Annotated in this window: 18 protein-coding genes and 1 tRNA gene; 9 read left to right on the top strand and 10 right to left on the bottom strand. The window is 37.1% G+C overall.

The annotated features are described in order from the left end of the window. Positions 1-315: 315 nt before the first annotated feature. The 3 genes from HDE70_RS01400 to HDE70_RS01390 are packed head-to-tail and all read right to left on the bottom strand — an operon-like array spanning position 316 to position 4,354. Positions 316-1,920: an MFS transporter gene (locus HDE70_RS01400; protein WP_183887586.1), complete on the bottom strand. Its 1,605-nt coding sequence runs from the start codon at positions 1,918-1,920 to the stop codon at positions 316-318. Beyond that, the gene (locus tag HDE70_RS01395; RefSeq protein ID WP_221301991.1) at positions 1,917-2,960 is read right to left on the bottom strand and encodes an HlyD family secretion protein; all 1,044 of its coding nucleotides are present in this window, start codon (positions 2,958-2,960) and stop codon (positions 1,917-1,919) included. Before HDE70_RS01395 ends, HDE70_RS01400 begins: the two co-directional genes overlap by 4 nt. A gap of 41 nt (positions 2,961-3,001) precedes the next feature. Beyond that, positions 3,002-4,354, bottom strand: coding sequence for a TolC family protein (locus HDE70_RS01390; RefSeq protein WP_183887584.1), 1,353 nt, complete (start codon positions 4,352-4,354; stop codon positions 3,002-3,004). Between the two features lie 162 nt (positions 4,355-4,516). Here HDE70_RS01390 and HDE70_RS01385 point away from each other — a divergent pair, with 162 nt between their 5' ends. Together HDE70_RS01385 and HDE70_RS01380 are read left to right on the top strand one after the other, a co-directional pair. Next, positions 4,517-5,410, top strand: coding sequence for a helix-turn-helix domain-containing protein (locus HDE70_RS01385; RefSeq protein ID WP_183867837.1), 894 nt, complete (start codon positions 4,517-4,519; stop codon positions 5,408-5,410). A gap of 55 nt (positions 5,411-5,465) precedes the next feature. Further along, positions 5,466-5,615: a hypothetical protein gene (locus tag HDE70_RS01380; RefSeq protein ID WP_183887582.1), complete on the top strand. Its 150-nt coding sequence runs from the start codon at positions 5,466-5,468 to the stop codon at positions 5,613-5,615. A gap of 223 nt (positions 5,616-5,838) precedes the next feature. Here the strand turns inward: HDE70_RS01380 and HDE70_RS01375 are convergent, their stop codons facing one another. Then, positions 5,839-6,150 (bottom strand): hypothetical protein, encoded by a 312-nt coding sequence (locus tag HDE70_RS01375; RefSeq protein WP_183887580.1) that lies wholly within the window; start codon positions 6,148-6,150, stop codon positions 5,839-5,841. A gap of 181 nt (positions 6,151-6,331) precedes the next feature. Between HDE70_RS01375 and HDE70_RS01370 the strand changes: the two genes are divergently transcribed. From HDE70_RS01370 to HDE70_RS01360, 3 genes are all read left to right on the top strand, one after another. Further along, a complete protein-coding gene (locus HDE70_RS01370) occupies positions 6,332-6,703 on the top strand; it encodes a DUF4377 domain-containing protein (protein ID WP_183887578.1) in 372 nt (123 codons plus the stop codon). A 30-nt stretch (positions 6,704-6,733) separates the two neighbouring features. Beyond that, the gene (locus tag HDE70_RS01365) at positions 6,734-7,906 is read left to right on the top strand and encodes a M12 family metallopeptidase (protein WP_183887576.1); all 1,173 of its coding nucleotides are present in this window, start codon (positions 6,734-6,736) and stop codon (positions 7,904-7,906) included. A 139-nt stretch (positions 7,907-8,045) separates the two neighbouring features. Beyond that, the gene (locus tag HDE70_RS01360) at positions 8,046-8,894 is read left to right on the top strand and encodes a hypothetical protein (protein ID WP_183887575.1); all 849 of its coding nucleotides are present in this window, start codon (positions 8,046-8,048) and stop codon (positions 8,892-8,894) included. Between the two features lie 579 nt (positions 8,895-9,473). Here HDE70_RS01360 and HDE70_RS01355 read toward each other — a convergent pair. From HDE70_RS01355 to HDE70_RS01345, 3 genes are all read right to left on the bottom strand, one after another. Further along, positions 9,474-9,544, bottom strand: a tRNA-OTHER gene (locus HDE70_RS01355). A gap of 114 nt (positions 9,545-9,658) precedes the next feature. Continuing rightward, positions 9,659-10,186: a hypothetical protein gene (locus tag HDE70_RS01350; RefSeq protein WP_183887573.1), complete on the bottom strand. Its 528-nt coding sequence runs from the start codon at positions 10,184-10,186 to the stop codon at positions 9,659-9,661. After that, positions 10,187-11,416, bottom strand: a complete 1,230-nt coding sequence (locus HDE70_RS01345) for a hypothetical protein (RefSeq protein ID WP_183887571.1) — start codon at positions 11,414-11,416, stop codon at positions 10,187-10,189. A 383-nt stretch (positions 11,417-11,799) separates the two neighbouring features. On the opposite strand from HDE70_RS01345, the gene HDE70_RS01340 reads away from it, so the two are divergent. Further along, positions 11,800-13,137: an RES family NAD+ phosphorylase gene (locus tag HDE70_RS01340; protein ID WP_183887569.1), complete on the top strand. Its 1,338-nt coding sequence runs from the start codon at positions 11,800-11,802 to the stop codon at positions 13,135-13,137. 972 nt (positions 13,138-14,109) lie between these two features. Here the strand turns inward: HDE70_RS01340 and HDE70_RS01335 are convergent. Continuing rightward, positions 14,110-16,866: a hypothetical protein gene (locus HDE70_RS01335; protein WP_183887567.1), complete on the bottom strand. Its 2,757-nt coding sequence runs from the start codon at positions 16,864-16,866 to the stop codon at positions 14,110-14,112. A 180-nt stretch (positions 16,867-17,046) separates the two neighbouring features. On the opposite strand from HDE70_RS01335, the gene HDE70_RS01330 reads away from it, so the two are divergent. Next, complete coding sequence (locus HDE70_RS01330) at positions 17,047-18,147, top strand: hypothetical protein (protein WP_183887565.1); 1,101 nt, start codon at positions 17,047-17,049, stop codon at positions 18,145-18,147. Between the two features lie 710 nt (positions 18,148-18,857). On the opposite strand, the gene HDE70_RS01325 is transcribed toward HDE70_RS01330, so the two are convergent. Continuing rightward, positions 18,858-19,547, bottom strand: coding sequence for a hypothetical protein (locus HDE70_RS01325; RefSeq protein WP_183887563.1), 690 nt, complete (start codon positions 19,545-19,547; stop codon positions 18,858-18,860). Positions 19,548-19,645: 98 nt separating this feature from the next. Beyond that, entirely contained in the window at positions 19,646-20,323 is a 678-nt protein-coding gene (locus tag HDE70_RS01320; protein WP_183887561.1) for an SOS response-associated peptidase family protein, read from the bottom strand. Between HDE70_RS01320 and HDE70_RS01315 the strand changes: the two genes are divergently transcribed. Together HDE70_RS01315 and HDE70_RS01310 are read left to right on the top strand one after the other, a co-directional pair. Then, positions 20,322-20,666 carry a hypothetical protein gene (locus HDE70_RS01315; RefSeq protein WP_183887559.1) on the top strand — a complete coding sequence of 115 codons (345 nt, stop codon included), beginning with the start codon at positions 20,322-20,324 and terminating at the stop codon, positions 20,664-20,666. The two genes, HDE70_RS01320 and HDE70_RS01315, sit on opposite strands and share 2 nt — an antisense overlap. 627 nt (positions 20,667-21,293) lie before the next feature. Beyond that, positions 21,294-22,805: a hypothetical protein gene (locus HDE70_RS01310; RefSeq protein WP_183887557.1), complete on the top strand. Its 1,512-nt coding sequence runs from the start codon at positions 21,294-21,296 to the stop codon at positions 22,803-22,805. The last annotated feature ends 106 nt before the right edge of the window (positions 22,806-22,911 follow it).

Genomic DNA, 22,911 nt, shown 5'->3' with positions numbered 1-22,911 from the left:
GACCACTAAAGACCGATATATTCAAATTGATTATTCTAAAGGCATATCGATTTTGGCTATGTCAGGTAAAGACACAGAAACTAAGCAGACTTTTAATTTGAAAATGCTTATTTTCAATAAAGATGCAGCAAAAGATATTCAAGCAATACAGCAAACCAATTACGCAAAATCAAAGAACTATAAATAATGGACGGTGATTTCAAATTACACAAAGGTGATCCTTCAAAAAATATAGTTTTAAACGATAGCTTGTTGAATGAAAAGTTCAAGAAATAACGCTATTGCCTTTGGATTTAATCTGTGGCTAACCGGCCACTATTTGTGAAACACCCAGATAAACATACGCTTACTATAATGCAGCACCGTTTTATTGAGTGAAGGTGTCACAGCAATTAAAAACAAGACAATGGACAGCACGATAGCAATAGTCAAAAATATGGCCCGATAACCTAATATCTGTGCCTGAAGGTCTACTGCCCGTCCCAAAGAACTGTAAGCAAGGGAAGTTGCCTGCTCCGTGGTATAACCTTTGGAACTGAACATTTGTACATAACTGTTTAGTCGTTCACTGGTTGCAAAATCAAGAAAACTCACGCGGTTTAGAATGCCCGTTTTATAATTTTTATTAAAAAAAAGCTGCAAGTTGTAAAATCCTGCAATAGATTGAAGGGTGGCATTGAAGCGGGTACATGCGGCAACAAAAATGCCAGTAGTCCCCGTATGTTTCGGTGCAGAAGACAGGATGAAAATAACTACCGGAACGAAAATCAATCCTGCCGATGCTCCCTGAAGGAACACTGGGATAATTAAATCTGGAAAAGAAAGGTCCGGAGTGAATACAAAATACATCCATAGGTGATATATGATCATGATGCTAAACCCCGCAATTAAAAACCCTTTAGTAGAATGGCGGTTCCTGATGATCAACTGCCCTGAAAAAATCATAAACAGGATAATACCACTTACATTACAAAGCCCTAAGATCATTAATCGATAAGGGCTCCAACCAAGAACACCGCCTGTATAACTGTATATGAGATTGATAGAATCCTTGAAACCATAATAAATAGCGAGTATCACCAACCCAATTACAAAATTGCGCGATTTAAAAATACTCAAATCAATTAAGGGTCTTCTGATCAGATATTGTCTGAAAAGAAAGCACACTGTGCCAGAAGCCGCAGCCAGAGAAGAAATTACAATTCTTCTGTCCTCAAACCAATAATATTTTGAGCCATAAACCATGGTATAAGTCAGGGAACCTGCTGCAGCAATGAGCAGCACAAAGCCAATCCAGTCTATTTGGTAGAGCGGATATTTTTTATGACCTGAGGTTGATTTTAATGCAAGCAATACAATAACCAGGGTGGCCAGCTGAAAAATGATGGAATAAACATACACCTGGGTCCAGTCTGAACTATTTACTACCATGGCAGCCGCGATACCTATAATTACCCCATTGCTGAAAATAGACCCGTAAAATACTGAGGATCCAATGGCCTGCATATGTTCTGTTTTAAGTCTGGAATAAATCAACACGACCATACAGCCTGCGATGTTACAAACTACAATACCTTGTAAGAACCGGACAACGAAAAACACATTAACGTCCCTGATGAACAGACAAGCCAGACTGAGCAGGATTCCTGCTGTTATGTTTACGATCAGGTAATTTCTCGTTTCGAAATAGCGCAAAAATCGGAACTGTATAGGGAGTATGCCCAATATACCAACATAACATATCTGCATGCCAAACGACAAATCTTCACTTTGAAATCCCAGCAAAGAGATCAGGTAATTCTGGGTCATCGCAAATACCCCGAATTGAACCAGCGAAGACATCAGGATCAGGAACAGGGCGATACGGACACCCCAGTTCCAATCGTTGATCCAGCTCTTGAAGTATTGAGGCCCCCTCATGATTTTCTTTGTTTCTGAATAGATACGATTACATTCATCCCCACTTTAACGGCATCAATATCGCCTTGGTTGAGCTTAATTTTAACTGGAATGCGTTGAACGATCTTTACAAAGTTCCCGCTTGAGTTATCTGGAGGAAGCAAGGAAAATTTAGAGCCGGTAGATCCCGATATCGCCTCAATAGTCCCGCTGTAGTGTGTGCCATCGAGCGCATCTACACTGATATCTACCGCCTGGCCGATGTGCATTCCCCCAACCTGGGTTTCCAGAAAGTTAGCAGTAACCCATTTTTCTTTTTCATTGATAATATAGACCAGAGGTTGTCCTGGTTGTATCTGCTGGCCGGTCAATACAGTTTTTCTTCCCAATCTCCCACTATACGGAGCTGTGATTACGGTATAAGAAAGGTTAATGCGGGCCAGTTTCAGCTGAGCTTCTTTTTTCTTTAAATCAGCCAATAGCAGATCTGTCTTCGATTTAAGTTCCAGAATTCTGGCTTTGCTCGTTGTCAAGCTACTTTTTGAAGCGTTAAAATCACTTACAGCTACATCATAATGAGCTTTTACCTGCTCGAATTCAGCGCCCGTTACGGCTTCGGCTTTTACCAGGTTCTTATATCTGTTGATGTCCTGCTGACTTTGCCATTGCCGGGCTTTAGCACCTTCAATCTGGTCTTTATTGACTGTTGTAGCTACTTCTGCTGCATACACACTGGCATCCAACATTTTAAGCTGTGCATGGGCATCATCAACTGCGGCCTGCGCCTCTTGTAACCTGGCTTTATATTCACTATCCTCAATTGTGATTAATGTATCCCCGGCTTGAACAGGGAGATGTTCATTAAACCAAACTTTTTTAATATACCCTCCCGCCCTTGCGGAAACCGGATTGATATTTGCTTCCACCTGTGCATCATTGGTTTCTTCATATTTTTGCATTCGCAATAAATAACTGGCTGCGTAAAATATACCCATCACAACGACCAGTACTGCCACAATTGAGAGTGCGATATTACCTGCATGAGGTCTTTTTCTTTCCATTTTTATAATCACTAATAGTTCTTAAATTTTGTCCTTCTGTTTTAAAGTCTTCCTGTGGAATAAAGCATCCGGTAATAGATCATCATCGCTTCTACCTGTGAATTGACCAAATTGAACCTTGAACCCTGAAACAGGTTATCAGCATCCAGCAAGTCAGTCAGCAGTGCCAGCTGGTTAAAGTATTTGGTGCTCATGATTTCATAGTTGGATTTAGCCTGCTGAATAGACTTTTGATTCACCCCGATCCGGTTTAGAGCTTCGCTATATTTAATATAATAACTTTCAATTTCCTGAAGTTTATCGTCCAGCTGAGCTTCTTTTTCTTTTTCGGCCCTATTTAAACGCCATTTTACTGCTGCAACTTTGTGCTTATTCTGGTACAAAGAAGAAATACTGTACTGCGCTTTTATTCCAACGAAACCGATAGCATACATTTGATCCACTGCCGGTTTAAAAAGAAAATTCGGATAGTTGAAACCATAGGCCGTCACAAGGTTTAAAGTTGGCATATTATAGCTCCTGGTTAGTTTGAGGATAGATTGATTTAACGCTATCGATTGATCCGATCTTAATATATTAAATGCCCCCTCACCTTTGGTTTTTACTAAAGCTTCTAATTCATCGGCAGACGGTTTAATCATGGCGGCAGAATCTTTGGGAAGGATAAGGGTAGATTGCGGCAGATTCAGCAGAACGGCCAGCTTTTGACCCGAGATCCTGATATCATTTTCCGTTGAAGCTAAATCAAGCTGAACATTTGACAGCATCACCTCTGCTCTTAATACATCACTTTTCGTTACTTTTTGATTTTTGTAAAGTGTTTTAATATTCTTCAGGCGAAGCTCTGCCCGCTTAAGCTGATCGGTAGTAAACCTTTTAAGGTCATATAACCTGATTAGTCCCAGATAATAAGAAGTTGCCTGTAATTTAATACTGCCAGATCGTTCTTTTATATTCAAAGAAGCTATATTAGTTTTAACAGATTGCTGCTCTTGTATGGCTTTGATTCTCCCCCCACTATATACATTAAAAATGCCTTCCAATCCTAAGCTGGCCTCGTTTGGTGTTGGATACCTTGGAGCAGAATTGCGTTCACTTAAACCATCTTCATATACAGATAGATTTGAATAGCGAAGATAGGATGCTTTTGCTTCAAACTGCGGGAGCGCCATTAGTCTGGCATCTTTTTTATCGGCTTGGGCAGCTAATTCTTCCGTTTTATCAATGTCTATCCATTTATTCTTTGCTCCGGCAAGTGTAAGTGCTTCTTCTAAAGAAAGTTGTTTTACGTTTTCATTCTGGGTGTAACTTTGTCCGTTACTGGTAAAAACGCCAAACAATAAAGTTGATATACATAAAATTGGTATTAGAATAAGCTGGGTTTTAAATTTCATTGCGGATTAATTTTTCGTCCGTGCAAAACTACCCTCATTACAATCGCGCCTGATGAGCAAACCCGAAAAATACTGGTACTTTTCGTGCATTCAATACCCATCCAAACCGGTTTGTAGTTTCCAATTGTCTACTTTTGTCTTATACTTCTAGAGCTGTTGCCAATGGATGCCCCAAAGACTAAAGGAATTAAACACATATCATCCTCTGAATATATCAGCCGTTTTGTAAATACCTATTCTACTGTGCAGTTTAAGAACGCAATGGTACAGGTATACGATTATCAAAACCATTCTAAATTCTTAAAAACACCAACCACACTCTTCCGGCCGGATTATAACTATGTTATTTATCTTAAAAGTGGTTTCATTAAAAAACAACTGGGTACAGAGATGCAATGTATTGAAGCTCCGGCAGTTGTTTTTGTTGGTGCGGGCCATGTAGTTGGAATGAATGAAGTATCTGCTGATCCGGAGGGAACAATTGTAGTCTTTGAGAACGATATATTAAATGAAATCCTTTCCAGACAAGATCTGCTTAAATTGTTCGATATCAATCCTATTATCAAACTGAATGAAAAGACAAGTTTATATATTGGAGCATTAAGTGATCTTCTATTACATGAATATCAGGAAAATAAAATGGACATGCAGGTCATTACCCCTTTACTGCAAGCGATGTTCCAAAAGCTGTTAAGCTTATCTGACCGGCATTTTGTTCTTTCACAGAGCCATTTAATTGCCCTTCGTTTTAAGGAGCTGGTCTATAGAAATTTTGTACAGGAAAAAAGTGTTTCCTACTACGCCAGGGAAATGGCCATTACTGAAAACTACCTGAATAGATGTTCTAACCAGATTTTAAACAAATCAGCAAAAAAATTCATCATTGAAGTCACAGTTTTACAAAGCAGGATTTTACTTCAGGATATGGGAAAGCATGTTGCTGAAATTGCAAATGAACTTAATTTTGACGATCCGGCATACTTTACCAGAATATTTAAAAAAGTAACAGGTATTTCACCATCAGATTATAAAAAACAAATACTAAACGATTTATAGCAGGGCGCTTAAATTACAATCCATTGTATAAATAAGATCTATATTTGAATCAGCAATGAATATTAAAGGAAAAGCGGAAAGAACTAAACAGATTATTATTGAACAGCCGGCGCCAATATTCAATTCGAAAGGAATAGCCGGCGACGAGATCAACAGGAAGGCTCCTATACCGATTACATTACTAGAGCAGTATATCGCCGGATAGCGCATGCACGACACGAATGCGATCCTTGCAACGCTCACTCCGGATTGTCTCATCACCGAATTGTAGCATAACATCAATACTTGCTTCAACGTAACCCGATTCCATAGAGAACAGTCGTGTCTCTAAACCTATAAACCAGTAGAATGGCCTTAAGCTGCGCAACAAAAGAAGAAAACAAGTTGCTCAAATATTAAAACTAATGAGCATTCTTATTGTTAAAACTTTAAATTGTTTTGTAAAGGAGTAAAAGGTTATCACCTAAATCGCCTATTTCGCGAATCTGACCATTGATGTCATAATCATTACTCACCAGACTCACACAACGTTGGGGTTTTTCATTAAATGGTGATTGTACCCATATTTCAGGGCCACAACCTCCCGAGGTTACAAATCGGTAATTCATCTGACCATGTTCTTTCATGTAGTCCGTAAAATCACGAAAAACCCCGGCTCTTTCAAAAGCATTTAAATTTGATATTACTTCAAAATCTTTAAAGCTGGCTTTTGAAAAATCAATATTATGCTCGATCGGCATAGGTACCTGGATTAAGTTACCTTAAAGTTATACATTTTTCACGAAATTGTGAGAAATATGCAAATTGCAATGAGTAAGTTGGCAATTGCCGCTATAATGTAACATAATAGTTACAATTATAGTATTACAATTATTGGGAATATTAATAACTTTATTATATCATTTACTAAAAACTCCCAAAATGAAAAAAAATTTACAGAAATACTATCTGATGTTTCTAATTTCAATCTTCTTCACAGGTTTAATTAGCTGCAAAAAAGATACTGATACAACAAGAATTGCGATTTTTAATGTTGCGCCGACATTAGCATACTCCGGCCCCCCTCCTCCGGCTTCCCCAACTGAAGGAGCGTTGCCTATGTTGAAGGTGACTGAAAAAGGTACTGCGGATACCGTTCTAATTTATAAGGAAAGGATAGCGGGATTTACTTATGAAGAGGGTTATAAATATTCTTTAAAGGTTCAAGTCACACATTTAGTATCTCCACCAGCAGATGGTCATTCCGAAAATTATCAACTAATAGAAATTCTGTCTAAAGAAAAAAGCAATTAATTTTTCATCCATACTCTTAAATTCTCTCTCATGAAAAAGTACATTTTTATTTTATTAACTATTTTTTGCATTGCAGCAATCTCTTGTAAAAAGAACCGTAGCAGTGAGGGTGCCTCAGATAATGCAAAAAGTAATTCTAATTTCGTGACTTTAAAGTCTGGAATTATTGTTGAAAAGCGCGGGAATGATTATTTTCTGGATGGAGACATTCAACTCACGCCAGCGCAGCTAAAATATTTGGATGAAAAAGGCAGTTTTGAAACGGAAGGTGGTAAGAAGATTACCGGTCCCGAAATGTCACTTAATCCGATAACAAATCTTCCGATTAATCTGGCTGATGGTACAGTACCAAGAAATTTAGGCATTAACGGTGACCCCTATAGACTTTGGGCAATGGTTCGGTTTACTTATGGTAGTAGTGTTACAAACAATCCTAAGTCTGCAATCATTAGAGCACACATAAAACAAGCATTGTTAGAAATTCAATCTAAATCCAACGTTAGATTTTATAATGCTACCGGTCAACCAACCGTAGATCCAACGTACGGATTTGCATACCCGTATATAGAGATTAACTATGTAGGCACAAGTTCTGATGTAAGTGAGTCGTCTATAATAGGTCGTAATCCAGCTGGCGGGAAACAAACAATCAATCTGGCTGATTTCGCTGTATTTTATAGTTTTGATCCCCGCGAAACATATGAACGAAGCGATTATGCAACAATAATTCATGAACTTTGTCACGCTGTTGGCATGATGCATGAGCAGAAAAGGCCTGATAGAGATAATTATGTTAATATCAACACTTCTAACTTAAAAAATCCTGCAGGTACCAGTCAATTCCAGCCAATCACTAGCAATTATTCTTATTTTGGTAGTTACGATTTTAATTCTGTTATGGGTTACTCGTCTCTGACGAGCTCTTCATCTATAGTTTATGATGTAAATCAACCAATGTACACCAAAAAAGACGGTACTAATATTAATCAAGGAACTACCCTTTCTGATTTGGATAGACTTTGGTTAAACCAATATCATATCCCATATATCGCTCGTTCAGATGTATATAGAGAATTAGATGCTACAGTTTATAAAACTGATAATACCATTGCAACACCTCAAGAAAGATTACAATTTCAAGCATCATTAAATAACGGAAATCCCAACCCGCCACCAGGTGGACAGATCCCTAATAATTTTTAATTTTAATAAACCACATAACAAAGAAAAGTAGCGGAAATTCTCGCTACTTTTCTTTTATACAGAAATTTAAATGAGATCAGTGAGAATAATAAGAGCATCGGATATTATTATCAGAAGAGTATTATTTATTTTGCTGATCATGTTTTGTAATGTGATGATAATGAAAGGGCAAAACAAACCGTTTAGCATTGAAGTGGGCGGGAGTTTAGATATTACAAATTTCCAGTGGTCTATCGCAGGAAATTTACAAGGACAATCGCCTAACATATTATCAGAACTTACTTTTGAAAAAATAATAGCTACAGGCGGTTATTTGACTGCCAGCTATAATCTTGCAGAACATTTGACATTAACTGTCAGCTTCCAAAAAAACACTGTTATCAGCGGAAACGGCACTGATGCCGATTATAAAGAAAACAACCGGATGGACGCTACATATCAAGTATCGTTTAATAGCAATAAAGGTGTTATGGATAATTTTCGGATCGGTTGCGCTTATAATATCATAGCAAGGGCAAGGTTTAAATTGAACACCGAACTGTTTTTTGCCAGCTCACTACAAAATTTTAACATCCTTGACTTAAATTACCAGGATTTGAACAGTACTTATAGAGCGAATTGGAAAAGTGCTGATATCGGCGTAAGCGGTTCTTATGCCTTGACTAAAAGATTGTCCCTATTGGGGGCTATATCCTATGGGTTAAATAAGTATAACTCCGAAGCTGACTGGAATTTAATTGAAATATTTAAACACCCCATAAGCTTTAAACAACACGCAAATGGAGACGAATTCGAAGGAAGAGCAGGTTTGAATTACATGTTGAATTCCAATTTCAGTATTCTATTATGTGGCAAACTCGGGCAAATGAGATCGCATAAAGGGTTAGATACATCTTTCCTACAAAATGGAAATGAGGTCAAAACTCAATTTAACGGGGCAAATGATAATTTTTACGAGTTGAAGCTTGGAGCTATGTTTTCATTTTAAAAACTTCAATAACTCCTATCGCTGTTTTTTTATCATAGTTCTTTAAAACAAGGAACATATTCATATAAAAATTAACTCTTAGTTATTTAATATATTCCTTACTAAACGATATAAAATCTATTGCCTTTCCTTTATTTTCAAGATAGTCCTTTAAGGCTTGAAAGGACAACGAATTAAGTTTACCATCGATACTACTGATAGTAGGTATGTATTCTAAAAGTTCGCTCTCAACAATTTTCAGAATAAATTTTTCTTTGATTTTAAAATCCTCCGTCAACTGTTTCGGCGCGACGAAATGAATAGTATCAAAATACTTAAATTCCTTCTTTTGACAAACACAGATTTTGACATTGAACGTTCCATCTTTTCTCAGATGATGGGGGAAAATTTTAGCGCTGATAGTAACCATACAACGGTTATTTAGCACGCATTTACGTTACACTTTACGTGCAGTTAAACAAAAAACCCTGTTGAACTTGCCTTGTGGACGAATCCAAAGCCAGTGCTGAAAGCTAAAAAATCTACGTTTAGAAACGAAAAAAGCCGCTTTTCTTTATAGAAAAGCGGCTTTTTAAGCAGTGGGCCATGATGGGCTCGAACCATCGACCAAAAGATTATGAGTCTTTTAGACCACCTATAAGTTCTATGGCAAAAATCACCGTTTCTGTTCAAACAAAGCACTAATTTAATGATTTTTATTTAGTTGTCAAAACGCTTACGTTACATACGAGTTACACAAAATTTCATGAATTAACCATAAAAAGCTAAAGTTTCAAGTCGAGAAGATTAGTTCGCAGGGGTCTTTTAAAAACGGCTTTAGAAATTAAATTCATAATATCGATGTTGGCATTCAACCCTTTCTTTATTGCTTCCTTGTATTGAGCTGCAGTACGTTCATCAGAAAGATCCTTTGCATGTATTAGGCTATCTCTGAGGTCCTTAAAATGCATAAAATTACTCCATTGTGTAGACGAACTTACATTGATAGTAACCCCAAATTTTTTTATAATCAGTTTAAGCTTATTATCAATTGAATTAAATTTAATTCGTTCTTTTATTTCACCGGACGCAGGAATAACTTCCAACGTCTTATCATTTAAATAAGCTACCTCCAGTTTATCTAAATTGCCGCTATGTAAAAATGTATCACCAATGAAATTAACGAATGCCTCTAATGAGCTAGCAGAACAGAAAACGGAAGCACGATAATACATTTTAGCTTCACGATCGGCTGTTGCTAATAACGCGGAGTTATAAAACGAATATGCATCTTGTATATAGTCTTCAAACATCTATATTTTAGCTAATGATTTGTTAGCATTGTGTGTCTGCTTCTTTGCTTCATAGCTTTGAATAGCTCCATTTGCTAACTTAGAAGATATTTTCTTTACGTTAGCTCTTTCTACTAGCACTATAAAGACCTCTAACATGCGGCCCATTTCATCAGGATTTGTTCTCGCACCTAGACCCCGGTATGTATCTGGATCTATACCTTTTAACCTTGCTTCAGATAAAGCTTTAGCATTCAAAGGGTCCTCATTCACGCCAAGGCTAGATGTAATACCGTACAGAATGTCTTTGAGGGGTTGATTTTTTGTGTACAAGCCCGCTGCATAGCTCCAGCTAGCAACAACCGTGAGAGAAATGGCTTTACTTGCAAACTGTCCAAAATTATCTGTTTTTCGACCATTTATCTTTTGTCTTTGAGTATTATGCAATATGTTTAACTGCCTGCCTGCCTCAATAAAGTCAGGATCGTTCCATTTAACTGTAGGCCTCACAGCAAAGTACTCATCTGCAACACCTCCAGTTTTACAAACAACAGGTATATGGAAATCCGTGTTCTTAGCCTTTCTTCCCTTCCAGTAATTAACTACAAAAGAACGACCTACTCTAACGGTTGGAACTATTGCATCTTTTTTGTCAGAGAAATCTTGATTTTGGGCCAGCAAACCGACATTTTGAAAGAAATCTCTTAGCTCAGATCCTAAAAGTTGCTCACGCATGCGGTCCAAGAGATCATTTGATACCGTTATTGAAGTATTACTAATTGTCGCAATCTCAACTTTTTGCTCTTTGCTAAGTCCAAAATACACCCTAAAGCCGTGGTATGTATCAGGTTTAATATCCTTTGCGGATTGCACCGCGTTAATTCTGTGCTGCCCTCCATAAATCTTTAAAGGTAGTGAAGGTGAATATGACTTGTCGAATTCAACCACTATATCTTCAAACGACCTACCAGCCTTTGCATCAGCACACATTACTCCATATGCAGGCTGATTCTCAGTTATATCTCTATTTAACTTATACAAACCTTCTTCGTCATCGGCTTCATCTATTGTAGCATTAAAGTCTGCTTTGCCAATAATATCTTTTGTTTGTAAATGACAGGCGATATAATAAGCACCACTCTTCTCATCGAAAAGAGTAAGAGATTTGCCATTGCTGTATTCCAGCGATGTGAATGACTTATTAAAATCGTCAATTAGCTTTTGAACAGTGGGTGGAGTTTTTGGTATCATAAATTATTCTGCTTAAAACAAATATAGTGTTTGTACAAGTAATTCACTTAATAATAAGTTGTACCTAAATGTTAGCTTCCGTGTTGTATCGCGATCTTTATATTATTTTTCAAGATCCACTTTGGAACTTCTGGCGTAAAGCATTTTCATTTACCTAATATTTAGGCTAATTTTCCGGCATGAATTCCTCAGGAAATATTATTTCGTGGAATTAATTTAATAGACTACTTGGAAAACCATATGAAATGTACAATCCGGATCAAGAATATTTGTGTTACAAATGTGTAACCGACATTTATCTTAGTGGTATGATCAGGCGCACGGGCGTTACCGCCAAGTGCAAATATTGCAAAGGTAAAAGGAAGTCATATAACTTGGAACAAATGGCCGACCGTGTCGAACATGCATTCGAACTGCATTTTGATCGCACGGCAGCCGAGCCGTCAGAAGAACAGTACCGGGCGCAGTTTTCCGATCCAGAATCAACCTATCACTGGGAGCGAGAAGGTGAAAATCTACCTTTCCTGTTAGAAGATATAGGTGGTGTACCATATGATGCGGCACAAGATGTACAGGAAATCTTAAATCAGCGTTATTTTGATAAGGATACCGATTTCATCGAACAAGAGTATAGCCAAGATGCACTATATGAACTGAAAGAAATTTCAGATGATCATTGGCAAAAAGACTGGGCGGAGTTCGAACAGATCATTAAAACCCGGTCTAGGTTTTTCAGCAAAAAGGCTTTTAGTTATTTAGCCAGAGTATTCGAGGGGATTGAAAAATTCAGAGCGCGCCTGGGCAGGCCCTTAGTTTGCATAGCTGGACCAGAAGAGGAATTGAAGGATTTATATCGTTCACGGGTATTCCAAAATGAAATGGATATGCTTTCAGCACTTGAACATCCCGATCAGCAGATCGGAACCCCAAATTCATGTAATGCCCGTTCAGGTAGAATGAATGCTTCAGGCATCGCCGTTTTTTATGGAGCGACCAGTCCGGGTCTTGCGATGGCCGAAGTCCGACCACCCGTTGGGAGTTGGATAGTTGTTGGCAGGTTTGATTTGCTTCACCCCCTTCGGCTTCTAGATTTAACAGCATTACGTTCTGTCCGGGCTGAAGGCAGTATCTTTGATCCTGATTATTTGTCCACACGGGAAAAGGTAACGTTCCTACGCTGGCTTGCCTGGCAGTGTGCTCAACCGGTGCTGCCAATTCACGAGAACAGTAATTATTTGACGACACAAGTTATAGCTGAGTTTCTTGCAGAAGCTATAGAGCCTGCTTTTGATGGTATCATCTATAATTCAACACAGTCCGGGAAGAAGGGTTCTAATGTCGTGCTTTTTCATCATGCTGCTAGGATTGCTCAAATCGAGCTGCCAGAAAGCTATCGGATTGAAACAACCTCCAGAATCTATGAGCCAGCAGATGAAAAAGAATATGTGTCGTATCATGTAATTGTCCACGATTTGGGCCAACCGGAAGAGAAGTCGGCAATATTAGATTCAATCAGTGCAGCTTATTATGGTTATAATCCCATACCGGCGTATGATACGTCTGTGGATATTCGTGAATCCAGTTTGCAGATCGATGCAGATAACCTAAATATCTTCAGATTGGTAAATGCAGAGTTTGAGACCAAGCCTTTCATTTATAAGCGGTCAGGGACCAATTTGAAAACGCGACGAAGATGGCTCGATGGACTTATTGACGAGTAATAATCTTCTAAAAGCATTTGATATTTAAGTAATATGTACAAATGATTAAAACAAGTATTCAGAACTAAAAATATTATGCATGTTCGATTTAGGGATGACATTTATATTACTGCCATGACAGAGTTGTAACCTTTGATGACCAGCTTAGGGCTAACCATATCCCGGGATTTACTTGATGATTTTAATCAGTACCGCGGCATAGTAAGGTGGTTTTTCCTTGTGTATGTAACGTCTTTGTCAAATAACTCATTATCGACGATAATAATAACTTCACCAAATTCATTAAGTAGGGGGCTTCCAGAATTTCCTGAAGATGTTTTTGCAGAGAAAACACTCTTTTTCCCATAATTTGATAGTCAACGATGATCCCATTAACCTCACCTTTATGTACCATTAGGTTGGCGTCCCCACATTGCGGAGTCGTGGGAAAGCCCATTTTTATGACCTCTTCTAATAGATGTGCTTCCTTTTGTAATAAAAAACTACATTGGGTAATCAATCACAATCAAATAATACACAATCTATACGAGAATCAGCATGATAATGAATTTCGAACTCTGTGAATATTTGACCTTCTATCAAATCTCAAGTCACTTATGCTATCCACGTTGTGCCTACATGTTACAATCTGCCTCTTTCCTTTGGTATTCAAGATAAAGGCAGTTCCTATAATTTGATCTCCTTAAACATTATTTCCTAATACCTTGACAATTGTATCTATTTCTTTCAGATATATGGAAATCCAAAAACGCATTGTGAATCAAATGCAAATCCTTTTCCGTCTCTACCACTTACACAACTAAAATGAGAAGACAACATTGAACCAAAAGACAGGTGAAATTTTTAACGTAGAACACGAATAGGGAAACTTAAATCCAAAGAATTTGACAGGATAATTAAAACCATCAAACAGGAATTTCCAGGTATTATACTTCCAGACTAAAAAATCTATTAAAATAGATCGAAATCCAATCAAGAATCTTTAAGCGTATTCATCAGTAAGTTATAATCAGAATCTAAGTTTGGTTTGGAAAAATGCTGTCTTTGAGAACTATTGAAGTCTTCAGGTTTCAATAAATTAAAATATAATTTTTGGTAGATATTCATTGATTGGATTTTATCGGCTAACTTCCTATTTTCATATAAGGACTTAACAAGTATATTAAATTCCTCACGGGTTAGTAGACTGTTTTTCAGCAAAAGTGTTGTTAGATTTGCCCCAATCCAACTGTAATGGAAGCGCATTTTCTGTTTATCAGAACTTTCAAAAGCCGGTATGCCAGTAATGAACCAACCAGCGTTACCCGAGTCTGATCGCATCCCTTCGCTATAATCAGCCGATTCAAAAATTTTAACCTGTATAGATTTATTATGAAATTTAAAATCTTTACCAAAAGCTTTTATTTCGCTTAAAAATATTTGGAGTGTAGCACAAAATTCTTCTCCAATTGCATTTAGCTGTGCCGTGTTCTCGAATTTAATAAACCAGTCAATATCCATTGATTTGAACAGAATCTCTCGTTCCTTGCCAAGATCACTTAGAGGTACGCCAGCTATCTTACCTCTCAAAATCGTTTTTATTTTGTCGTCACCTGAGAGCGCGCTCTCAAGAGGTAACAAAAGTGGTGGTAACTCATCTGTATAAATCCAACCCAACTCTTTTTTTTGATTTTCAATAAAAACTCTTAATTCAGGATGTAAAGCTGGCGAACTAGCGAGAATTACGGCTAAGTCGATTAGAATATTCCTATAGATAACGTCATCCTCAATATTCATAGCGTTAGAATTAAATTCAATTCTGACTTTTATATATTGACGGAAATCATCCAATGCGCTCATCCATGCTCCTTGGTTATAATCAGCTCTAAATACATATGCGTAGCCATCACTAATTCGATTAAGAGCCGTTGCATCGCCAAAATGAAAACAAGCCCAAACCGCAGCTAACGCATACTGTTTGGAAGCCATGTTTAACCCAAGAGCTAAATAAACTTCTGAAATACTAAGCATTACAATAATGTAATTTTCTTTGGTATCTTTCAATTGAAGCATATCTTTCGCACGGTGCAGGCTTTCAAGGGCCTTTACAAAACCTTTTACCGAAGGTTTTTCAATATATGCAGCAGCCCGATCTGCTAAAGTTTGCGCAGATGTGCTTTGATTACTTGTCTTCTTAGCATGATCTTCAATTTCGTTTAAAAAAGCTTCAATTTCTTCCAGTTCTTCATCACTTCTACCGGCTTTTATACACTGTTTAAGAATCTGATTCATAATTTCTGAAAGCGTGGTTATCGAATAAGACTGGCATTCTGGTAGAAGAGGTATAATTTGCCTATAGTGATCCAATCCTTGTTGCATTCTATCCTTTAGAGGCCTTTGGTTTTCTGTGTGGTAATGGAAACTACCTTTAAGTTCCAAAAGCTGGCATCTATCGTCTATACTTGTTGTAGTCAGTTGCTGTTGATCTATAGTGTTTAGGATGTTGTTCTTCCACCCTTTCAAATCCTCAAGTGTTAGTTCAACAGTATCATTTAAAACTTGTAGTTCGAGAAGTTGCATTAACGTAATGTCTTCCTCAATAGAACTGATAGATAATCTATGATCAATATTTTCAAAGTAAAACAGGATTAAGTCTTCTTGACCCTCAAAATCATATTTGGTAGTTCCTTCTTCAAGGTCTGGCGACAACAAAAGGAACAAAAATTCGTATATCGCTTTACGCTTACAGCTTACAATTATATCACGATGCTCTATGTACAGAACCAAAATCGGCAACCAAATTTCTAAATGCTCAGTCTTTCCCATTTCCCATCTGCAATGTCTAACAGCACTAATCAGCTCGAAGAAAACGCCAATGTTAAACCGATCTACCTTTTTTACATCTTTCCATTTGTCGAAGGTATTAGCATACCATTGCTGATCTTTATTTCCTGTGCCTAATAATAAAATATCTAAAAGTTGATTGTTTATTTTACTTGATTCTTCGTCAGGATTTAAACTTTTCTGTGCTATTTCATAATGAAGAACTGAAATATAGGTACTTGTTTTTGTCTTATCTATTGGCAAAGGAAGCTGTTTAATAAGTGATTCAATTTCCGCTACAGTTTCGGGTATTGCCTGAGATTGATCGATTTCATCAAATTGCCATCTTATTGATTTGACAAATCGATTCCAGGTCTCATCAGAAAGTTGATCGTAAATCGCCTTTGCGGCCTGTAAATCAGGTTTAGAGATAGAATCCATACGCTTTTCATACACTTCATTGATGTATTCATCAAGAATAACTTTAACCTTAAGCCTGCATCTTTGCAGTAATTCCTCACTCATATTATCCTGATTTTGATACCACTCTAATAGTAAGTCGGCATCATTACCTTTGATTTTACGGCCAATTTTGGAATTCGTTTCAAATAGAAATGTCACCTCATCAAATAAATAGTTGCCCTTTACAAAGAGCATAAAGAAATGCGCAATGCACTTTTTCACTTCTACTTTAGAGAATGTAAAGTTTGTAGAGTATAACTTTATCTGTCTAAATTTTGCTGTTCCGGCATAAATATCCCGCTGAAATATGTCTTCTTCATAATCGCAGAAAATATCCTCATCTTTTTCCTGTATTCTATTTGCAAGCCAGCTTTTGAGAGTCTTTAATTTTTGATAATGGAATCCCTGTTCGACTGCTGTCGCATCTGTTTGCCTTGTAAAGAGGTTTAATTTAGATATATTCATACTTAACGGATTCTATATTTTGTGCTCATTTTTATGCAGCAAGAGATGTGCATTTAATTTTTCAAGATATTCAATTTTCATTACTTTCCATTAAAACTACTGCGCAAGAATATCTTTATGAGAATTATTTAGCATATTTAGCTTACACCGACCTTTTTATTTAATTAAACACAATAGATTATGACTCTCTTTGATCAAAAACAGCGGACTTTATTAGGCCCAGCCAGAAACAATTCAAATTCATATACTTATTATAACGACAGTGCAAGAAAAGATGTTGGTGTTGTACGTGATTTGGTTGAAAGTTGGTTTGAGAAGTATCCTGAAGAAGAGAAGGAAGAAATGAGATCAAGGTTTAAAGTTACGTTCGACGACACCTTTTATGAATTATACATCTTCACACTGTTTACTGCTCTTGGTTATAAATTAACGGTTCACCCGGAAATTCCTGAGACAGATAAGAAACCAGACTTTAAAGCTGAAAAGGGCAACGAGCACTTTTACATTGAAGTAAAGTACATCACAATGCTTTCTCAGAATGAAAAAGGACAGAAAAGACGTGAAAATGAGCTTTTAGATGGCCTAAATAAAATTGATGCCACTAATTTCCTCCTTAGCTTAAAGGAAATTATATTTAAAGACCAGAGTCAACCAAGTAATAAATTAATTATCAACCATTTCAATAAGTTGATTGGAGAGATCGATCCAGATGCCTACACAGAACAAATGGAAAAACTGGGGTTTGGAAGTTTACCTGTTTTATTGTATGAAGATGATAAAGTGAGAATCAGGTTGACATTGCTTCCAAAAGTTGCACATAAACGAGGCGTCCAATCGCGTGCTATAGGTTCCTTCCCTATCATTACACAAATTGGTAACGATAGTTCTGATATAAAAACGGCATTGGAAAGAAAAGCTGGTCGTTATGGAAAATTTAATGCCCCATATATTATTTGTGTAAATAAGCAATCAATCAGTCTTGATCTTATAGAATTGCAAGAATCACTTTATGGCTCGATGGCATCTACCTGGTCAACAGATCCGAATAACAGAGATGAAAAATTAGAGCTGTCAGGTAATGGCTTTTTTGGTTCATTAAAGAATAAAAAAGCAACCCGTGTTTCAGGCGTATACCTTACCAATGCAAACACAGCAAATCTTGCCAGTACAGCGGATCATGCTTTCAGGCACAACCAATTCGCTGAATTTCCCATTAATCTTGTTATTACTAATTCTGTTAAAGACATATTAAGCATTAAAGAGAATTATCCTTATGATTAATCAACGTTAGAAATGGCTTTGATTGGATTAGAAAATGGTTTTAATCACTTTATATGTGTGGGTAACCCGACAAAAGTGTCACATATTCCGGATTTAAACTGCCGAGCTATTCCGCTACAAACTGACCATCTGGTTTCGAGCTAAAGTGGTTCTATACCTTACCGTCACTTTATCATCTAATTATGAGTTACATAAATCTTTAATAAAGCTGCGAATTCTGATTTCTAGCCGAATCACATAGCATAAGTAAGGCTAACGGTCATATACAAAATTTCGTTAGCTTAAAACTTCTGGTTTAAGCTAACGAAATTTAGATTTAAAATTGGAAACTTAATATCGAGTTAAATTGCTCCTGGGAAGTCAGGCATCCATTTTGATATTTTAAGAGGTGAGAATCAAGTGAATATAAAAAGAGATTCGTAGGATTTAATTACTCCTGATCACCCTGCTCAATGAATTTTTGCATTTCGACGGTACCTGTGGTAAAATTAAATTTTAACACACCCACTTTTATGGATTTTTCCTTTCATAATCCAAACTTTAAAAACTAAAAAAACGCCTGAACAGCTCGTATTAATTCTTTATTACGTAGCATATTTTGATCCTTCTTGACTCCAAATATGTTGTGCTAACATCGCCATTTCTGTTCGACAAAGCCAAATCTATGATTTTTATTTAAACTTCAATTTCTTCAACTTTAGAACTGGAATTTACCTTGGACTCATTTTGCAAACACCTTGAAAAAGGTATTCATATACTGGACTAGCTGATCGGGATCCTGCCCAATACTTCTCGGCTATATTTTCAGCCTTTTTAAGCGTTAGATGATTGGACATTGAATCTAGAAGATTCATGTCCCCTTTAAACGGAACGGCGCCACTTATAATTTCAACATTGGCTATAACCCCACCACCTTTATGATTCTGAATATAATTCTGGCAATCTTCTAAATTATCAAACAGAAAGAATGATTTTCCTCTACTTACTTTGGACTGAAATTTGTTAACCCGCACCTTTTCGAAGATGGTTTCCCATAAATAATTCCCTTCATCAAATAAGTTTATGCCTATGAAATCCAGACTTTCTACAAGCTCTATTAGGACATCCTCCGAAATATAAAAGTTTTGATGTTCTTCTTTGTGTGTTAGGGAATACAATTCAAATCTGCGATTAGTAGCTTTGGGAAGATTTTGTAAATACAAATTTCCATGAATCGAGAGATTATTGTTTATCGAATAAACGAAATCCAGAGGTGTATCATACAAGGCAGAAAAATCTGTCACCAAATCTAAAAATGGCTTATATCTTGCAGTATTTGTAAGTGTTAGATTATAATTAACAACGGATGTATCAATCGTAATTTCGGAAGAGAGTGCATTTACTACTTTGTAGTATTTCATAGAAAGTCTTTTAATAATTAATTATCGAAATATACCTTCTTTTTCTTCAATGCGCCAGTCAACCACACGTAAATAATACAGAATTTTGAGGTTAATCTTTAATCACAAAATAGGCTAATCTTTTGAAATTCTTCTAAATTCCCAACTGATTTCATTTTAAAGGATTCCAAAAAATCGTCATTCACAGGGTCAATGAGTTTTAATTTTTCAGTAGCAGGCAGAGAAAGATCCAACCAATATTTGACTTTCGTCCACTCAATAAAAGCGGGCATTCGATCATGAATATTTAGCATGTACTTATTAGCATCATGGGTTATCATAGCACAATTTGGAACAAGCTCTCCAGTAGATCGATTTAACCATACATCATAAATGCCGGCCATGAATGTTAAATTTTTGCCTTGCTCCTTGATAAAATGAATTTGTTTTGGCGTTTTTGGGTTATCCTTTTCAAGCTTTTGCCATTCGTAGAAACCAGTTGTGTTAAATACACATGTTTGCCTATCTATTAGCTTACTCCACATTGATGAGGTAAATAACTTATCTGATCTCGCATTGAAGGTTCTTACCTTAGGATCAGGCTTACCTGTCTCGTTATATTTTGCTAAAACGCTCCATAAATAATATTGTAGCTCATCCGGTTTTTCGCTTGTTAAGACAGGTACATACGCTCCCGGCGGGGCATTTAAATTCACTGACCTTGGCTCATCCTTGTAAATAACACCTAGTTCCTTTATAATCGAATCGCTTCCCGCGAAAACTGTTCTTCCACACATGCAATATTCCAGTTTAGACGGATCTCCATCAATTTTGGAGAAATTAATCGTCTGGTATATGCACCATTTTAAAAGTATGGTAATCGAAGGGACTTGGCATCCGGCTAAGATTGGCCCTTATATATTAAAATCACTGAATTTTGTCTTATCAGTCGGACTAAGTGGATTTATCATAGTTATGGTGAACTTTTATTTAGATCGTAATAAATCAGATGTATCAGAGAAAAAGCTTACAGAAATCAGTGAAAATCTCAAAAAGATTCTGATTAAAATCGAACAGAACGGAAAAACATATAAGACAACAACGCCCGCAACGCATTCTCAAAATAGTAAGCAACGGTAATTAGTAAGAATTTCAGTCATGATCTGATTCTGGGGATCCTAAAGTACTATTGGAAAAATATTGACCAAGAAGTCCGATTTGACCAATTCTCTGGATGATTTTTTAAAAAAAAAATCATTCTTACAAGCGATGGTTTTGTAGGCATAGTTTGCCAGATCTGAGTTAATTCTAAAAACTACTTCACTTTCCTTATCATTAATTTCTACCAACGATGTTGGATAGTCTCCCATTGCACTGATCATCCGAGAATAAATAGCTCGTCCGAAATAGGGAGGCTAAATTGAAAAGCAGGACCATAATCCACATTAGATCTTACCAGAAATCCAGAAGTGTCCGGAACTATAAAGTGATCCTCAGATTTGATAAATACAATCGCAAAATTGACACATATTCCGATGAAACAGGTTCTCGTCACTTTTGGTGAAGCAGTTCATATGCGATTATAAAAGAATATTTTTTGACGCTCTAATCAGCCGTTTTGTGGCTACGGATCTAATCATATTATGATTCCTTTTTATTGTTTTCACCAAAAATGAAGGAGAACCACTTTCAGGGGAACCCCAGTATAAGGGTTATATATCAAGTTGTTTATCTTTGCAGTTACAACTGTTGTTTCAATTACAAAAAATGTTTGCCAAACTTACATTAAAACACATCCGCATACTGGAAAATGACGAATTAAGAAGTTTCTTTATTAAAGGGATGCAATCCCAGTATGAACAATTTACCACGTCAATTTCGACTTTTGACGCAGGTTCACTGATTCCCCAACTCAGAGAATTTATCATGCAGACAGATGAACTCTGCAACTGTAAGTACAATCTCTCGCCGGCTGAACTAAGCCGGTTTTATGGGTTGAGCTTTTACGCAAATAGTCCTGCTCTTCTGTTACAGGTTGAATTCTTTCGCCGGCAGTATGGGGCTGAGTTCTCTGCGAGGTTCAGTGAGTTGGCTCGAATGATCCAAGGGTACAATGAGTTCGCTGAATCAGAATCTTTTCGCGTCGGGTTCCAATATCCCTTGTTGAGGGATGTATATGAGGCAGATAATTATTTCCAGGGCATCAGGACCTATTTGGTGGTATTGGAAATCATCGTAGCTAAATACAGCAAGGGTAGTACAAAGATCAGCAGTCCAAACCTGCTGAGTGCTTTATTGCCATTGGTGGAAAAAAATCTCAAGAACATTTCGACTGCCCATTTTCAGTTGTTGCTTGACAGATGTTATACCGATCATCAGGTTACAGCTAAAAATGGGATGATGCAGCCCAACCATCACCATATCAATCTTGAGCAGGGTACTTTGGAACCTGATCCAATGTCTGTCGAAGAATACATTGCCTATGGCAGGGAAGAGCTGGATCCTGCCTACCAGAAAAAAGCACCAGAAAATTCAATATTCAGTTTCGAAGAAATTGGAAATGACCTTGACCTTATGGAACATATCTATAGGGGCTTTAAGATCAATGAAGTAAAGGCAGTGCCGGAGCTCAGGGGATTGCTTGCTGAGCTGATGCCATTCTGCAAAGACGGCTATGCGGTTGAAATTGGCGAAAGTTTGTTTAAAGACCTAAGCGATCGTTATAAAAACCTCGATCTTTTGCTAGGTTATCAAACCTTTAATGAACTACACAATGACTATGCCCCCTTCAGATTCTGGGATGGGAGTTATCATACAACTCTTTCACTACTTACACGATTCTTCTACAGGTTGATCAATGGCCAGCTCAGGAGAAAAAAACGTTTCCAGATACACAGTGGCTTTGTTTTCGAAAGGAAAATAGGAACGGTGCTTGGATCTGCTGGGTTCAAGATCCTTGACTTCAAAAGAATCGACTATAAGGAATTTGATGTGGTTACTGAAAGAAACGGTGAACTTTATAATTTCCAGTGTAAGAATAATTACATTGATGTGTTCAGAACCAATCAGGATGTAACTTCGATAGGTAGAAAAAACAGGGCAATGGTAAAGTCCTATGAACGGGCCTTAATCAAGGAACAATTGCGGGAAGGGCTACTCAAAAACAAATTTGGGATAAATGTGGTACACAATTTTGTGGTTTGCCGGTTCCCGCTGATCCATGAGCATCAGTCCATCATAAATGCTAATAGGTTGCAGAACTGGATAGATAGCCTTTAGATATACCATCTTTTACCAAACTGACCTTGGCAATCCAAAAATGTTCACTAAAAGTTACGGAGAAACATGAAATAGCCCCCTATTCCGGAGCAAAGTGGCCGCCTAA

It is taken from the genome of Pedobacter cryoconitis, assembly GCF_014200595.1.
Classification (GTDB): Bacteria; Bacteroidota; Bacteroidia; order Sphingobacteriales; family Sphingobacteriaceae; genus Pedobacter; species Pedobacter cryoconitis_C.
Note: the sequence above shows the minus strand (reverse complement) of the source record. Positions and strands in the feature narration are given on the sequence as shown.

Excerpts from the sequence above, each read along its gene's own strand:
- HDE70_RS01400 (WP_183887586.1), bottom strand. The coding sequence starts at position 1,920 with ATGAGGGGGCCTCAATACTTCAAGAGCTGGATCAACGATTGGAACTGG.
- HDE70_RS01395 (WP_221301991.1), bottom strand. The coding sequence starts at position 2,960 with ATGGAAAGAAAAAGACCTCATGCAGGTAATATCGCACTCTCAATTGTG.
- HDE70_RS01390 (WP_183887584.1), bottom strand. The coding sequence starts at position 4,354 with ATGAAATTTAAAACCCAGCTTATTCTAATACCAATTTTATGTATATCA.
- HDE70_RS01385 (WP_183867837.1), top strand. The coding sequence starts at position 4,517 with ATGGATGCCCCAAAGACTAAAGGAATTAAACACATATCATCCTCTGAA.
- HDE70_RS01380 (WP_183887582.1), top strand. The coding sequence starts at position 5,466 with ATGAATATTAAAGGAAAAGCGGAAAGAACTAAACAGATTATTATTGAA.
- HDE70_RS01375 (WP_183887580.1), bottom strand. The coding sequence starts at position 6,150 with ATGCCGATCGAGCATAATATTGATTTTTCAAAAGCCAGCTTTAAAGAT.
- HDE70_RS01370 (WP_183887578.1), top strand. The coding sequence starts at position 6,332 with ATGAAAAAAAATTTACAGAAATACTATCTGATGTTTCTAATTTCAATC.
- HDE70_RS01365 (WP_183887576.1), top strand. The coding sequence starts at position 6,734 with ATGAAAAAGTACATTTTTATTTTATTAACTATTTTTTGCATTGCAGCA.
- HDE70_RS01360 (WP_183887575.1), top strand. The coding sequence starts at position 8,046 with ATGTTTTGTAATGTGATGATAATGAAAGGGCAAAACAAACCGTTTAGC.
- HDE70_RS01350 (WP_183887573.1), bottom strand. The coding sequence starts at position 10,186 with ATGTTTGAAGACTATATACAAGATGCATATTCGTTTTATAACTCCGCG.
- HDE70_RS01345 (WP_183887571.1), bottom strand. The coding sequence starts at position 11,416 with ATGATACCAAAAACTCCACCCACTGTTCAAAAGCTAATTGACGATTTT.
- HDE70_RS01340 (WP_183887569.1), top strand. The coding sequence starts at position 11,800 with ATGGCCGACCGTGTCGAACATGCATTCGAACTGCATTTTGATCGCACG.
- HDE70_RS01335 (WP_183887567.1), bottom strand. The coding sequence starts at position 16,866 with ATGAATATATCTAAATTAAACCTCTTTACAAGGCAAACAGATGCGACA.
- HDE70_RS01330 (WP_183887565.1), top strand. The coding sequence starts at position 17,047 with ATGACTCTCTTTGATCAAAAACAGCGGACTTTATTAGGCCCAGCCAGA.
- HDE70_RS01325 (WP_183887563.1), bottom strand. The coding sequence starts at position 19,547 with ATGAAATACTACAAAGTAGTAAATGCACTCTCTTCCGAAATTACGATT.
- HDE70_RS01315 (WP_183887559.1), top strand. The coding sequence starts at position 20,322 with ATGCAATATTCCAGTTTAGACGGATCTCCATCAATTTTGGAGAAATTA.
- HDE70_RS01320 (WP_183887561.1), bottom strand. The coding sequence starts at position 20,323 with ATGTGTGGAAGAACAGTTTTCGCGGGAAGCGATTCGATTATAAAGGAA.
- HDE70_RS01310 (WP_183887557.1), top strand. The coding sequence starts at position 21,294 with ATGTTTGCCAAACTTACATTAAAACACATCCGCATACTGGAAAATGAC.